The 14,981-nt window shown below is 68.0% G+C and carries 10 protein-coding genes, 1 pseudogene and 1 other annotated feature; of the genes and pseudogenes, 2 read left to right on the top strand and 9 right to left on the bottom strand.

What is annotated here, in order from left to right; all coding sequences use genetic code 11:
* The first annotated feature begins 1 nt into the window (after position 1).
* On the top strand, positions 2–379 hold the full coding sequence (locus V6S85_RS15610; RefSeq protein WP_334349487.1) for a VOC family protein: 378 nt from the start codon (positions 2–4) through the stop codon (positions 377–379).
* Between the two features lie 33 nt (positions 380–412).
* On the opposite strand, the gene V6S85_RS15605 is transcribed toward V6S85_RS15610, so the two are convergent.
* The gene (locus V6S85_RS15605; RefSeq protein WP_334349486.1) at positions 413–1,861 is read right to left on the bottom strand and encodes a SulP family inorganic anion transporter; all 1,449 of its coding nucleotides are present in this window, start codon (positions 1,859–1,861) and stop codon (positions 413–415) included.
* Positions 1,862–1,902: 41 nt separating this feature from the next.
* Positions 1,903–1,956 (bottom strand) — a sequence feature (sul1 is cis-regulatory element that is thought to sense ions involved in sulfur or methionine metabolism; They are found in Alphaproteobacteria).
* A gap of 69 nt (positions 1,957–2,025) precedes the next feature.
* Here V6S85_RS15605 and V6S85_RS15600 point away from each other — a divergent pair.
* Entirely contained in the window at positions 2,026–4,890 is a 2,865-nt protein-coding gene (locus V6S85_RS15600; protein ID WP_442885671.1) for a M14 family metallopeptidase, read from the top strand.
* Positions 4,891–5,200: 310 nt separating this feature from the next.
* Here V6S85_RS15600 and V6S85_RS15595 read toward each other — a convergent pair whose 3' ends face one another.
* The 8 genes and pseudogenes from V6S85_RS15595 to V6S85_RS15560 all read right to left on the bottom strand — a co-directional run bounded on the left by V6S85_RS15595 (position 5,201) and on the right by V6S85_RS15560 (position 14,900).
* Positions 5,201–6,307, bottom strand: a complete 1,107-nt coding sequence (locus tag V6S85_RS15595; protein ID WP_334349484.1) for a sugar kinase — start codon at positions 6,305–6,307, stop codon at positions 5,201–5,203.
* Positions 6,307–6,981, bottom strand: coding sequence for a bifunctional 4-hydroxy-2-oxoglutarate aldolase/2-dehydro-3-deoxy-phosphogluconate aldolase (locus tag V6S85_RS15590; RefSeq protein ID WP_058348668.1), 675 nt, complete (start codon positions 6,979–6,981; stop codon positions 6,307–6,309). The genes V6S85_RS15595 and V6S85_RS15590 overlap by 1 nt, the downstream gene beginning before the upstream one ends.
* A 475-nt stretch (positions 6,982–7,456) precedes the next feature.
* Complete coding sequence (ppc, locus tag V6S85_RS15585; protein WP_334349483.1) at positions 7,457–10,183, bottom strand: phosphoenolpyruvate carboxylase; 2,727 nt, start codon at positions 10,181–10,183, stop codon at positions 7,457–7,459.
* A gap of 288 nt (positions 10,184–10,471) precedes the next feature.
* A complete protein-coding gene (gene kduD / locus V6S85_RS15580; protein WP_058348670.1) occupies positions 10,472–11,230 on the bottom strand; it encodes a 2-dehydro-3-deoxy-D-gluconate 5-dehydrogenase KduD in 759 nt (252 codons plus the stop codon).
* A 30-nt stretch (positions 11,231–11,260) separates the two neighbouring features.
* Positions 11,261–11,357: pseudogene (locus V6S85_RS15575) on the bottom strand (hypothetical protein); the annotation flags it as partial.
* Between the two features lie 32 nt (positions 11,358–11,389).
* Entirely contained in the window at positions 11,390–12,232 is an 843-nt protein-coding gene (gene kduI, locus V6S85_RS15570) for a 5-dehydro-4-deoxy-D-glucuronate isomerase (protein ID WP_116565327.1), read from the bottom strand.
* Between the two features lie 25 nt (positions 12,233–12,257).
* Positions 12,258–13,712, bottom strand: a complete 1,455-nt coding sequence (uxaC, locus tag V6S85_RS15565; RefSeq protein WP_116565325.1) for a glucuronate isomerase — start codon at positions 13,710–13,712, stop codon at positions 12,258–12,260.
* Positions 13,713–13,817: 105 nt separating this feature from the next.
* Complete coding sequence (locus V6S85_RS15560; protein WP_116565323.1) at positions 13,818–14,900, bottom strand: LacI family DNA-binding transcriptional regulator; 1,083 nt, start codon at positions 14,898–14,900, stop codon at positions 13,818–13,820.
* Positions 14,901–14,981 lie beyond the last annotated feature (81 nt).

The raw sequence follows: 14,981 nt of genomic DNA, 5'->3' as shown, positions 1-14,981 counted from the left end.
CATGCCAGCCGCCTCCGGAACGCCCGTCGCCTTTATCCATGTCAGCGACCGCCAGCGCGCGCTGGACTTCTATGTCGGCAAGCTGGGCCTTGTGGTCCGCAGCTCCGATCCGTTCGGCGACTTTCTTGAGGTCGGCGCGGCGCTGATCCGCCTGACCGCCCTGCCCGACTACAAGGCCGGCGCCCATCCGGTGTTCGGCTGGCACGTCGACGACATCGAGGCCGGCGTGAAGGCGCTGACCAGCCGGGGCGTGGTCTTCACGATCTATGACGGCTTTGGCCAGGACGCCCTGGGGATCTGGACCGCCCCGGGCGGGGCGGCCAAGGTCGCATGGTTCGCCGATCCCGACGGTAACGTGCTGAGCCTGTCGCAGGGGTGAAAGTGTTCCCGCTCCCAGAGGGAGAGAGGGTTCTCAGTGCGCCGCCAGCCTGGCCACCAGCCCTGACCCCGCCTCATCCAGCCCCACGACCTCGACCGTCGCGCCCTGGCGGCGATAGCGCAGCACCACCTTGTCGAGCGCGCCGACGGCGGTGAGGTCCCACAGGCGCACGGCGGTCATGTCGATCTCGACGCGCTCGGGATGGCCGTGGAACTCGAAGCCGGCGGCGAACAGTTCGGCCGAGACGAAGAACAGCTGGCCCTCGACGACGTAGCGACGGGCGGTCTGCGTGCTGTCCGGGCGCTCGGTGACGCTGATCATCTTGCCGACCTTGCGGGCGAAGAACAGCACACTGAGGAGCACGCCCAGCACGACGCCCTTGGCCAGGTCGTGGGTGATCAGCACCGTCACGGTCGTGGCCAGCATGACGATGGTCGACTGCAGGGGCGTCGAGCGCAGCTTGCGCACCGAGTTCCAGTCGAAAGTGGTGAAGGCCACCATGATCATCACCGCCACCAGGGCCGCCATGGGGATCTTGGCCACCCAGTCGCGCAGCACCAGGATCAGGATCAGCAGGAACAAGCCCGCCCAGAAGGTCGACAGGCGCGAGCGGCCGCCGGATTTGACGTTGATGATCGACTGGCCGATCAGGGCGCAGCCGGCCATGCCGCCCAGCAGCGGCGAGACGATATTGGCGATCCCCTGCCCCCGGGTCTCGCGATCCTTGTCGGACGGGCTGTCGGTCAGGTCGTCGAGCAGGTTGGCGGTCAGCAGGCTTTCGAGCAGGCCGACGAAGGCCAGGGTCAGCGACACCGGGGCGATGATCGCCAGCGTCTCCAGCGTCAATGGCACGGCCGGCAGGTGGAAGCCGGGCAAGGCCGTGGGCAGCTGGCCCATGTCGCCAACGGTGCGCACCGGCAGGTTCAGCGCGATGGCCACGGCGCTGAGCGCCAGGATCGCCACCAGCGACGAGGGGACCGCCTTGGTCAGGCGCGGGAACAGATAGATGATCGCCAGGCCCGCTCCGACCAGGGCGAAGGTCTGCCAGTTGCCGCCGATCAGCTGGGGCATCTGTGCGGCGAAGATCAGGATGGCCAGCGAATTGACGAAGCCGCTCATCACCGAGCGCGAGACGAACTTCACGTAGCGCCCCAGCCGCAGCATGCCGATGACGATCTGGATGACGCCGGTCAGCAGGCTGGCGGCGAACAGGTACTCGATCCCGTGGTCGCGCACGAGGCCGCCCATCAGCAGCGACATGGCCCCGGTGGCGGCCGAGATCATCGCCGGCCGGCCGCCGACGAAGGCGATGGTCATGGCGATGACGAACGAGGCGTAGAGCGTCACGGCCGGATCGACGCCGGCGATGAAGGCGAAGGCCAGGGCCTCGGGGATCAGGGCCAGGGCGACGACCGTGCCGGCCAGCAGGTCGCGGCCAGGATTGGCGAGCCATTGCTGGCGCGTCTTGGCGAGGAAGCTCATGGGATCTGTCTTGCGTGGTGCGACGAGACGGGCGCCGCGAAGGTTTCCCGAGGGATCGGCGCCCGGGGTAGCCATCCGGCGGGACCGGATCCGTTGTGCGGCCTGCTGATGCCGCATCCGGCGGCGCGGGGCAAGCACCCCGTCCGCGAACTATTTTTCCGTCGATGGTGGCCCAACTTGCGGTTTCGTGCTCCGCCTGCGTCAAGCTTAGGGGGCCGGCGAGAAAGCACGCCCCGCTTTGGTGGATGGGGAGTGCGATGACGCGACACGTAGCGATGGCCGGGGCCGCCCTGGCGCTGGTGATGAGTTTCGGCGGCCAAGCGGCCTTCTCCGCGGAGATCACCCCGCCCGCACAGGCCTTCGCCCAGGATCCGGGCAGCGACTACTTCCTGGCCGACTACACCGCCTACGAGGCCTATCTGAAGACCCTGGCCGGCCAGTCGGACCGCATGAAGCTGGTCGACATCGGCAAGTCCGAGGAAGGCCGCACCCAGTGGGTGGCCATCGTCTCCTCGCCGGCGAACCTCGCCAAGCTCGACGAATACAAGACCGTCGCCCGCAAGCTGGCCAAGGGCGAAGTCAGCAAGGAAGAGGCCGAGAAGCTGGCCGCCACCGGCAAGGCCGTGGTCTGGATCGACGCGGGCATGCACGCCACCGAGACGGTGACCTCGCAGGGCCAGATCCAGGTGCTCTACCGGATGCTGACCAAGACCGATCCGGAAACGCTGCGCATCCTCGACGACGTCATCGTGCTGTTTGGCCACGACAATCCAGACGGCATGGAGCTGGTGTCCGACTGGTACATGCGCAATGCCGACCCGCAGAAGCGCGAGTACAACTCGATCCCGCGCCTCTATCAGAAGTACGTCGGCCACGATAACAACCGCGACAGCTTCATGTCGCAGATGTCCGAGACCACCAACGTCAACAAGGTGCTGTTCCGCGACTGGTATCCGCAGATCATCTACAACCAGCACCAGCCGGCCCCGAACGGCATGGTGGTGTTCGTGCCGCCGTTCCGCGACCCCTTCAACTACAACTACGACCCGCTGGTCATGACCTCGCTGCAGGAAGTCGGCATGGCCATGCACAGCCGCCTGGTGGCCGAAGACAAGCCGGGCTCGGGCGCCCGCAGCGCCGCCCCCTACTCGACCTGGCACAACGGCATGGAACGCTCCATCGCCTACTTCCACAACGCCGTGGGCCTGCTGACCGAGATCACCGGCTCGCCGACGCCGATGCCGCTGAACCTGGTGCCGGACGTGCAACTGCCCAACGGCGACCGCCCGATGCCGGCCCCGCCGCAGACCTGGCATCTGGCTCAGACGGTCGAGTACCAGTGGAGCCTGGACCGCGCGGTGATGGACTACGCCTCGCGCAACCGCGAGCGCATGCTGTTCAACATCTGGAAGATGGCCAGCAACTCGATCGCCAAGGGCAGCAAGGACAGCTGGACCATCACCCCGACCGAGATCGACGACCTGAAGGCCGCCGGCGCCAAGGTGAAGTTCGAGGGCCGCGTCACCGGTTCGCCGACCTCGGCCTCGGTGGATCCGTCGCTCTACAAGACCATCCTGCAGGCCCCGGAAAAGCGTGACCCGCGCGGCTACATCCTGACCGCCGACCAGGCCGACAAGCCGACAGTCGTGGCGTTCCTGAACGCCCTGATCAAGGCCGGCGTCGATGTCGACGAGGCCACCAAGCCCTTCACCGTGGCCGGCAAGACCTATCCGGCCGGATCCTACGTGGTGAAGACCGCCCAGGCCTATCGCCCGCACATCCTCGACATGTTCGAGCCGCAGGACCACCCGCACGACGCCGAGTATCCGGGCGGTCCGCCCAAGGCCCCCTACGACGTCACCGGCTACACCCTGGCCTACCAGACGGGCGTGAAGTTCGACCGCGTGCTCGACGGCTTCGACGGGCCGTTCCAGCGCGTGCCCGACCTGATCGCCGTCAAGCCGGGCGCCGTGAAGGGCTCGGGCAAGGCCGGCTGGCTGATCGACCACGCGCCCAACAACGCCTTCACCCTGACCAACCGCCTGCTGAAGGCCGGCGCGCAGGTCTCGTGGCTGAAGGACGGCGCCAAGGCCGGCAAGCAGAGCTTCGCCGCCGGGGCCATCTGGGTCCCCTACTCGCCCGCCGCCGCGCAGGTGATCGGCGCAGGCGTCAAGGAACTTGGCATCGACGCCTGGGCGGTCGGTTCGAAGCCGGGCGGCTCGGCCCTGCCGCTGAAGCCGATCCGCGTGGGCCTGGTCGACGTCTATGGCGGCTCGATGCCGTCGGGCTGGAACCGCTGGATGTTCGAGAAGTTCGAAGCGCCCTTCCAGGTGGTCTACCCGCAGCGCCTGGACGCCGGGGACCTGGCCAAGGACTTCGACGTGCTGGTGTTCGCCGACGGCGTGGTGCCCGCGCCCGCCGGCGGCCCGTTCCGCGCCGGCCGCGGCTATCCGCAGCCCAAGCCCGAGGACATCCCGGCCGACTATCATTCGTGGCTGGGCACGGTGACCGACGAGACCACCATCCCGCAACTCAAGGCCTTCGCCGAGAACGGCGGCACGGTGATCGCCATCGGCGCCTCCACGCGCCTGGCCACAGCCTTCGGCGCGCCGGTCGACGTGGCCACGGCCAAGACCGAGAACGGCAAGCTGGTGGGCCTGTCGACCAAGGAGCTCTACATCCCCGGCTCGGTGCTGCGGGCCAAGGTCGACGTCACCCAGCCGCTGGCCTACGGCATCCCGGCGGACGTCGACATCTTCTACGACCGCTCGCCGACCTTCACCCTGAAGTCGGACGCCAAGGGCGTTGCGCGCGTCTCGTGGTTTGATGCCGACAAGCCGCTGCGCAGCGGCTGGGCGGTCGGCCAGGAGCGCCTGAAGGACACCACGGCGATCCTCGACGTCGACGTGGGCAAGGGCAAGCTGTTCGTCATGGGCCCGGAGATCACCCAGCGGGCGCAGTCGTACGGGACCTTCAAGTTCCTGTTCAACGGCATGCTCTACGGGCCCGCGGTCAGCGCGGGGAAGTAAGGCTCAACCACCGTAAAACCCCCGCGAAGGCGGGGGCCCAGGTGCTTTATCGTCGAGCGCCACGCGTTTCAGAAAAGCCTGGGTCCCCGCCTTCGCGGGGATTTGACGGATGAGGATATGGAAAAGCCCCGGTCGCAGGACCGGGGCTTTTTCTTTTGCCCTTCTCCCTGGAGGGAGAAGGTGGCGGCCAAAGGCCGTCGGATGAGGGGTTAGGGACCGGAGACGGCGTGCCGGCACGACGGTCGACGCCGTCACCCCTCACCCTCCCACGCTTTGCGCGGGCCCCTCCCTCTCCCCTCCGGGAGAGGGTTTACCTGATAACCCGCGCCCCGGCGCCCTTCACCAAGGCCTCGACCTCCTTCAGGCGCACCATCGAGGTGTCGCCGGGGGTGGTCATGGCCAGGGCCGCGTGGGCCGCGCCGTAGTCGACGGCGGCCTGAGGACCCAGGTTCTCCATCAGCGCGTAGGCGAGGCCCGAGGCGAAGCCGTCGCCGCCGCCGATGCGGTCGTAGATGGCCAGGCCGTCACGCATCGGGGCTTCATAGAACGCCCCGTCGGCCCACAGGACGGCGCCGAAGTCGTTGACGCTGGCCGAGCGCACGGCCCGCAGGGTGGTGGCCAGGACCTTCAGGTTCGGGAAGGCCTTCACCGCCTGCGGAGCCAGGGTCTTGAAGTTGGCCGGGTTCGTGGGTTCGAGACCCTTCACCAGGCCATCGATCTCCATCCCCAGGCACACCACGAAGTCATGATCGTTGCCGATCATCACGTCGGTCATGGCGGCGATCTTGCGGTTCAGGGCCTGGGCGGCGTCGAGACCGCCGCGGTCCTTCCACAGCGAGGCGCGGTAGTTCTGGTCGAAGCTGACGATGACGCCGTGCTTCTTGGCGACCTCGAGGGCCTCCAGCACCACTTCGGCGGTGTTGGACGCCAGGGCGGTGAACACGCCGCCGGTGTGGAACCAGCGCACGCCTTCCTCGCCGAACAGTCGCTCCCAGTCGATCTCGCCGGGTCGCAGCTGCGAGGCGGCCGAGTTGGCGCGGTCCGAAACCCCCAGGGCCGGACGCACGCCGAAGCCGCGCTCGGTGAAGTTCAGGCCGACCCGGGTGTTGCGGCCCAGGCCGTCGAACTCGCGCCAGACCACGTGGGACATGTCCACGCCGCCCTGGCCGATCAGGTCCTGGACCAGCCAGCCCAGATCGCTGTCGGGCAGGGCCGTGGCGACGGTGGCGCGCTTGCCCCAGCACTTGCTCATGCCGCGGGCGAAATTGTACTCGCCGCCGCCTTCCCAGACCTGGAACTGGCGGGCGTTGCGCACCCGCCCGTCGCCGGGATCGAGCCTCAGCATCACCTCGCCGAGGGCCGCGCAGTCCCAGCGGGTCTCCGACGCCGGGCGAAGCTTAAGGATCGGGTCGCTCATCAGGCCTTGCCGCGCACCTTGGCGATCAGGTCGACCGTCTCGCGCACCTTCTTGGAGATGCCGGCGTAGTCCTTGGCGTCGAGGGCTTCCTGGGTGATCAGCTTGGAGCCCATGCCGGCGGCGACGATGCCCGCGCCGAACCACTTCTTGATCGAGGCCTCGTCCGGATCGACGCCGCCCGTCGGCATGATCTTGGTCCAGGGCATCGGGCCCATCACGGCCTTGATGAAGTCCGGGCCGCCGACCGACGAGCCGGGGAACACCTTGACGATCTCGCAGCCCAGTTCCTGGGCGTAGGAGATCTCGGTCGCCGAGCCGCAGCCGGGGCTGTAGGGGATCATGCGGCGGTTGCAGAGCTTGGCCACGTCGGCGTTGACGATCGGGCTGACCATGAACTTGGCGCCGTTGGCGATGTAGAGACCGGCGGTCGGCGCGTCGACGATCGAGCCGACGCCCATGATCACGCGCGGATCGGCCGAGGCGAAGTGCTTGGTCACTTCGTAGAAGACGTTGGCGGCGAAATCGCCGCGGTTGGTGAACTCGATGCAGGGCGCGCCGCCGTCGGCGCAGGCCTGGATGACGTTCTTACAGATCTCGACGTCCGGGTGGTAGAACACCGGCACCACGCCTTGGGTCTCAAGGGCCTGCAGCACCGCCATACGGTTCTTCAGCATTCTCGTACTCCTCCCGGAAAGGGCCGTTCTTGCGCGAGGCGCCGCCGTGGCGCGCCGCGCGTGGAAGATCTGTTCGGGCGATCCCTTAGCCCGCGCGCGCGACTTGCGCCACAGCGCGTGGCTGCCGCCGCGTCACTTTCCGCGAGCCCCCTGCTCCCGGCGAAATAAAGGGCGCCGAGCCAAGGCCCGGCGCGCACCCCAAGGTAAAATGAAGGGCGTCGAGCTAAAGCTCGACGCCCTGGAAAAGTTTGCGCAGGAGCGAACTCAAAGAGCCGCAGGACGCCGGGCCGGGGGAGCCGACCCAAAACGTCATGACACCGGTAGCAAAAAGAGCTCGGCTCGCTTTGTCACCGGTGTCATAGACAGATAAGCGCAGTTTCTGCATTTGAGCAAGCCTGTAGAAAACGTCGCTCGGGGACCGTCGGCGTTTTTGACGGGCGCGCGGATTTATCCCGCGCGCCGCGCCCTTCCCGGCTCAGCCGGTGTTGCGCAGGCCCGCGGCGATGCCGGCCACGGTGAGCTGGATGGCCAGGCGCACGTCCTCGGCCTGCTCGCCGCCGCGACGGCGGGCCAGCAGCTCCAGTTGCAGGTGGTTCAGCGGATCGACCGAGTGGCCGGCCAGGGCCACCGACTCGGCCAGCTCCGGCTGGTTGTCGAGCAGGCTGGCGCCGCCGCGGATCGCCAGGGCGATCTCGGTGGCCTTGTCATGCTCGCGCTTGATGGTCTCGAAGATGCGCTGGGCGTTGGCCTGGTCGGGCGACAGGGCCACGTAGCGGGCGGCGATGCCCATGTGGCTCTGGGCCAGGGCCAGCTCCATGTTCGACAGCAGCGAGGCGAAGAAGTCGAAGTCGCCGGCCAGGTCCTGCAACTGGCCCGTCGACAGGGTCGCGCGCTCGACGCCCGAGGCGAAACCGTACCAGCCCGGCAGCATGAAGCGGGCCTGCGACCACGAGAACACCCACGGGATGGCCCGCAGGTCCTCGATCTTGCGGCTGGCGGTGCGCGAGGCGGGGCGGCTGCCGATGTTGAGGCCGACGATCTCGCCGATCGGGGTGGCCGACCAGAAGAAGTCCTCGAAGGCCGGATCGTCGTAGACCAGCGCGCGGTAGCCCTCGAACGAGGCCTGGGCCAGGGCGGTCATCGCGGTCTCGACCTTGGGATCGGGGCGATTGACGTCACGCTGGCTGGACTGGACCACGGCGGCGGCCAGGCCGTCGAGGTTGCGGCGGGCCGTGGGTTGGTCGCCAAAGCGGCGGGCGATCATCTCGCCCTGCTCGGTCATGCGGATGCGCCCCTGGACGGTGCCGGCCGGCTGGGCCAGCACGGCCTCGGCGGCGGGACCACCGCCGCGCCCGACGCTGCCGCCGCGACCGTGGAACAGCTGGATGCCCACGCCCATGCGGTCAGCCTCGAACGCCAGGGCCGAGGCCCCGCGCGCCACGCCCCGACGCGAGGCGACATAGCCGCCGTCCTTGTTGCTGTCGGAGTAGCCGAGCATGATCTCCTGCACCGGCCGGTCGCCCAGGATGGTGCGGCTGATCGGCAGTTCCAGCCACTGGCGCAGCACGCGCGGGCCGTTCTCCAGGTCCTCGATGGTCTCGAACAGCGGGGCGATCTTCAGCGACGAGCGCGGCGCGGCGCCGCCCCAGACCAGGCCGACCTGCTTGAGCAGGACCAGCGGCTCGAGGATGTCCGACAGGGTGGCCGACTTGGAGATGATGTAGGCGCCGATGCAGGCGTGGCCGTAGTCGCGCACGGCCTGGGCGGCGGCTTCCATCGTGGCCAGTTCCTTGGCCGTCTCCTCGCCATAGGCAGTGAACGGCGAGACCAGGGGCCGCTGGTGCGACAGCTCCTCGATCAGCAGCTTGGAGCGGGCCTCCTCGTCGAGATCGAGATAGCGCACGCCAGAGCCCGAGCGCTGATAGAGCTCGTGGATGGTGCGTTCATGGACGTCGGCGTTCTGGCGCAGGTCCAGGCTCATCAGGTGGAAGCCGCAGGCCCTGGCGACGGCGACCAGGGTGCGAAGGGCCGAACCGACCAGGCGCTCGCCGCCGTTGGCTTCCAGCGACTCGATGATGATCTGCAGGTCGGCGACGAAGGCGTCGGGGTGGGCGTAGGGCTCCACGTCCGTGCGGCTGGTGGCGTAGGCCACCCACTGGCCGGTCAGCTTCTGCGACACGGCGGTGAGGCGGTCGAAGATCAGCTCCAGGGCTAGGCGGTAAGGCTCATCGAGGCGATGCACCGACGGGTCCTTGGCCTGGGAGGCCAGGGCCAGCAGTTCGTCCGACACCGGGGTGTAGGCGGTCGAGACGGCGAGGTTCGACCACAGCTTGCGCACCTCGCCGGCGTACCAGTCGAGGATCACCCGCGATTGCGACGAGAGGGCCAGCTTCAGGGTGTCGCCGTTGACGCCGGGGTGGCCGTCGCGGTCGCCGCCCAGCCACGAGCCCATCTTCAGGAGCGGCGCGATGTGGCCGTGGCTGCCGATCTTGCCCGACCATTCCTCGTAGAGGTCGACCATGGCCGGCAGGATCGAGGTGCGGACGATCGACAGGGCGTTGCGGATCTCGTCCTTCACGGTGATCCGCTCGGGCCGATAGAGGCGCGTGCGCCACATCAGGGCGATCTCGCGGAACAGGCGCTCGCGGATGTCGGCTTCCAGGTCGGCCGGCAGGTGGTGGCGGCGCAGGGTCATCAGGCGCGAGATCTCGGTCTCGCGGTCGACCATGCTGCGACGGCGCACTTCGGTCGGGTGGGCGGTCAGCACCGGCACCACGTTCATGGCGGCGAAGATCTTGGCCAGTTCCGCGTCGGTCTTGCCCGAGGCCTTCAGGGCCGCGACGGCGTCGACCAGGGTGCGGGCGCGCTCGTCGCCGGGACGGGCGTCGGCCTCGGCGTGGCGGCGGCGGCCGGCGACGTCCTCGCCGATGTTGGCCAGCAGCGAGTGGCTGGCGAAAGCCCGCGCCAGGAACACGGCCTGGTCGTTGGAGAGGCCTTCGAACAGGTGGTCCAGACCCGGGGCCTCGCCCGCCTCGGTCTCGTGCGCGGCGGCCTTGCGGGCTTTGCTGACCAGGCCGGCGGCGTCCTCCCCTTCCAGATAGGCGATGGCCTCGATGAGGAGGTCGCCCAGCAGGTTGGCGTTCTGCCGCACGTCGCGGCTGGTGGGACGGCTGGCGCCGAGGGAGAGGGCCGAGTCGCGCATGCGCATGCTCCATCACCGCCGTCAGGGAGAACGGCGGATCGTCGGGACTGTAAGAACAGATCTAACGGTTCTCGCGTTCAGCCCGGCCCGGTCGAACGCTGTGCGGGCTCTACAGCCCTTCTTCGCCCGGGGGAAGCCGGGCGGCTCAATGGTTGCGCTACCATCGTTCGGCGGCGCGCTTTTTATGCGTGAGCTGAACGGATAGCCCTGCTTCCTGAAACGAAAATCCCCGCGAAGTCGCCTTCGCGGGGATCATGCGGCTTGGTGACGGCCCGGGGGCCGACGGCCTTAGCGGGCCAGCCAGCCGCCGTCGACCGGCAGGGTCACGCCCTGAACGTAGTCGGCGGCCGACGAGGCCAGGAACACCGCGGCGCCGCCCAGGTCTTCCGGGCGCCCCCAGCGACCGGCCGGGATGCGGGCCAGGATCGAGGCGTTGCGGTCGGCGTCGGCGCGCAGGGCCTCGGTGTTGTTGGTGTCGAAATAGCCCGGCGCGATGGCGTTGACGTTGATGCCCTTGGTCGCCCACTCGTTGGCCAGGATCTTGGTCAGGCCGGCCAGGCCCGATTTGGCGGCCGTGTACGACGGCACGCGGATGCCGCCCTGGAAGGACAGCAGGCTGGCGATGTTGATCACCTTGGCGCCGGTCCCTTGCGCCAGGGCCTGCTTGGCGAAGGCCTGGGTCAGGAAGAAGACGACCTTGAGGTTGGTGTCGATCACCGCATCCCAGTCGGCTTCCGAGAATTCGATCGAGTCGGCGCGGCGGATGATGCCGGCATTGTTGACGAGGATGTCGACCTTGCCGAGGGCGGCGACGGTTTCGTCGATCACGCGCTGGACAGGCTCGGTGGTCGAGAAGTCGGCCTTGATCGACACGAACTTGCGGCCCAGCGCCTCGACGGCGGCCTTCGTCTCGGTCGGTTCGCTGCGGCCCGCGGCGGCGATGTCGGCGCCGGCCTGAGCGAGCGCGATGGCGATCCCCTGCCCGATGCCGGTGTTGGCGCCGGTGACGAGCGCGACCTTGCCTTCGAGGCTGAACGGATTGGCCATGGTGCTTAGTTTCCTGAATCCCAAAGTGTCATCATCCCGGACGGCCTAAGGCCGATCCGGGACCCAGGGGCCGGCGCACTGCGGCTGCCCCTGGATCCCGGCTCTACGCTGCGCTTCGGCCGGGATGACGGCCGAAGGAACGCGGGCGGCGTGTTACGCCTACTTCAGCTGGCAGATGTCCAGCACGTTCATGTCGGTGTAGTCGAGGTTCTCGCCGCCCATCGCCCAGATGAAGGTGTAGTTGGCGGTGCCCGAACCCATGTGGATCGACCACGGCGGGCTCATGACGGCCTCTTCGTTGGCGATCACGATGTGACGCATCTCGTCCGGCTCGCCCATGTAGTGGAACACGCGGTCGTTCTCGCCCAGGCCGAAGTAGAAGTAGGCTTCCGAACGACGATCGTGCAGGTGGGGCGGCATGGTGTTCCAGACGCTGCCCGGCTTCAGGACGGTCATGCCCAGCAGCAGCTGAGCCGACTTGCAGGTGGTCGGCACGATGTACTGGTAGATGGTGCGCTCGTTGCTGGTCTCGAGAGCGCCGCGCTCCAGCGGGATGGCGTCGGCGAAGGCCAGCTTCTTGGTTTCGAACGAAGCGTGGGCCGGCAAGCTGACCAGGTAGAAGCGAGCGGCTTCGCCGCCCGTGCCTTCGAAGGTCACGTCCTTGGCGCCCATGGTGACGTACAGGCCGTCACGCGGAACGATGTCGTAGACGACGCCGTCGACGGTGATCTTGCCGGTGGTCTCGCCGACGTTGATCACGCCCAGTTCGCGGCGCTCCAGGAAGGGGTGGCCGGCGGCCGAGGCGGGCTCGGTCTGGTCGGGCAGCTTCACGGCGGCGCTGGCGACGACGCCGCCGACGACGAAGCGTTCGGCGTGGTTGTAGTTCAGGACGATCTCGCCTTCGACGAAGAGGTCCTGCATCAGGTAGCGGTCGCGCAGGTCGTCGTTGCTGACGGCGAACATCATGTCCGGATGGGTGGCGTGGTAGGTCTTGGCGAACATCGAGTTTACTCCGGAAGTGGTGTTCTTATTCGGCAGCGAGCGCCGGGGCCGGTAGCGGCCGCGGCTGATCGAGCTTGTAGGCCTTCTTAGGCAGATTGTACGTCAGGTCTACGATGAGCTCCTGAGCTTCCACCAAATCCATGCGGTGCTCGCTCACCATGCGCGCCAGGAAGGCGCTGTCGACGCGACGGGCGACATCGTGGCGAGCGGGAATCGACAGGAAGGCGCGGGTGTCGTCGTTGAAGCCGACGGTGTTGTAGAAGCCGGCGGTCTCGGTGACCTGCTCGCGGAAGCGCATCATGCCTTCCGGGCTGTCGTGGAACCACCAGGAGGGGCCAAGCTTCAGCACCGGATAGTGGCCGGCCAGCGGGGCCAGCTCGCGGCTGTAGGTCGTCTCGTCCAGGGTGAACAGGATCACCGACAGGCGCTTGTCGTTGCCGAGGCGCGTCAGCAGCGGCTTCAGCGCATCGACATATTCCGTGCGCATCGGAATGTCGGCGCCCTTGTCGCGGCCGTGCGATTCCAGCAGGCCGACATTGTGGTTGCGGTGCGAGCCGGGGTGGATCTGCATCACTAGGCCGTCCTCGAGGCTCATCTTGGCCATCTCGGTCAGCATCTGGGCGCGGAACAGCTCGGCCTTCTCCGGCGTGACGTTGCCCTTCACTAGGTCGGCGAACAGGGCTTCGGTCTCGGCTTCCGACAGGTCGGCGGTGGCGGCGGTCGGGTGGCCGTGGTCGGACGAGGTGGCGCCGGCCTCGATAAAGGCCTGGCGACGCAGGCGGTGGGCTTCGAGATAGCCCTTCCAGCTGTAGACGTCCTGGCCCGAGATCTCGGCGAAGCGCTCGAAGGCGCGCGGGCTGCGCTCGTCCTCGAAGTCGATGACCGCGTCGGGACGATAGGCGGTGATGACGTGGCCGCCCCAGCCGCTCTCGCGGATGGCCTTGTGGTGCTTCAGCGGATCGTGCGGCCCCTCGGTGGTGGCCAGGGTCTCGATGTTGAAGCGGTCGAACAGGGCGCGCGGACGGAAGGCGTCGGTGGCCAGGGCCTCGTTGATGCCGTCGAAATAGGCGTCGGCGTTGTCCTCGCCCAGGAACTCGGTGAAGCCGAACACCTTGCTGAACACGTGGTTCAGCCAGATCCACGACGGCGTGCCGCGGAAGAGATGGAAGTTCTGGGCGAACAGCTTCCAAGCCGCGCGCGGATCGGTGGCCGGCACGCCGGACTTGCGCGGCACCTTCAGGTCGTCCAGCGCCACGCCCTGGCTGTAGAGCATGCGGAAGACGTAGTGGTCGGGCGCCAGCAGCAGGTCGGTGGCGTCGCGGAACGGCTCGTTGGTGGCGAACCAGGCCGGGTCGGTGTGGCCGTGCGGGCTGATGATTGGCAGGGCCGCGACCGTCGAATAGAGCTCACGGGCGATGCCGCGGACGGTGGGATCGGCCGGGAACAGGCGATCGTCGTGCAAAATCAGGGGCCGGGCCATGGCGTGTCTCCTCGTCCCTTCGCCGGCGGCTGCTAGCTGGCCGCTTCGTGGCGCTTGGTAACCGGTGTCAAAGTTCGGTGCAAGGTGCAGGGCGCGCGGCGCACCCTACACTTTCTTCGGTGACGAGGAAGACTCGCGCACCACGAGATAGGGGATGGTCTTGGCCGGATCGCCCGGCTCGTAGCCATCGCGGGCGATCAGCTTCTCGGCCGCCATGCGGCCCACTTCCCGCGTCGGGATGTGGATCGTGGTCAGCGGCGGCCAGACGGCCTGGGCGATCTGGAAGTCGTCGAAGCCGACCACGGTCAGGTCCTCGGGCACCGTCAGGCCGGCGCGGCGAGCGGCCTGCAGCACGCCGGCGGCCATTTCGTCGTTGCCGGCGAAGATGGCGGTCGGACGCGGGGTCTTAGCCAGCAGCGCCTCGCCGCAGGCCAGGCCCGATTCGAAGGTATAGGCGCCCTGCACCACGTAGTCGGGATGGAGCTTCACACCGGCTTTTGTCAGCGCGTCCTCGAAGCCCCCTCGCCGCTCGTGCGACGACCGGAAGCTGGGCAGGCCGGTGATGAAGCCGATGCGCTCGTGGCCCAGACCCACCAGGTGCTCGCCCATGGCCTGGGCGCCCAGCCGGTCGTGACCGACGATCATGTGCTCTTCCTCGTCGAGCGGCACCGAGGCGATGCGGATGTACTCGCAGCCGATGTCGCGCAGCAGGTCGGCGACGCGCTCGTCCTCGGACACCGACGGCGGCAGGATCACGCCGAACAGCTTCTGCCGCTCGATGAACATCCGCACGTCCTGCAGGAAGGTGGGGCTGGAGCGGTCGCACGGATGGACCACCAGCTCGAAACCCGAACCGCGCATGCCGTCCAGGAGGCCCAGCTGCATGTTCACGACGTACTGCGGGTTGGGGTTGTCGTAGATCATGCCGATCAGGAACGAGCGGCGGAAGGCCAGGCCCCGGGCCTGGGGATCGGGGGCGTAGCCCCACTCGGCGATCACCGTCTCGATCCGCACCCGCGTCTCTTCGCGGACGAACGGCGACTGGTTGATCACGCGCGAGACGGTCTTCTTGGAGACCCCCGCCAGGCGGGCGATGTCGTTGATGGTGGCGCGGCGTCGACCGCTTTCCAGCGCGGCGTTCACATCCGACTCGTCGGCGGACTTGTTGGGCGTCTTTGACGAGGTCACGGCGTTTCCATGCGGCGGGCGTTCTTTTCTTTTGTCATACTCCAGCGTCGAAAGCGTAGCCAATCTGCGGCTAAAAGCGCG

The organism is Caulobacter sp. CCNWLW153 (assembly GCF_036889365.1).
Lineage (GTDB): Bacteria > Pseudomonadota > Alphaproteobacteria > Caulobacterales > Caulobacteraceae > Caulobacter > Caulobacter radicis.
This window is presented reverse-complemented; position numbering and strand designations above follow the sequence as displayed.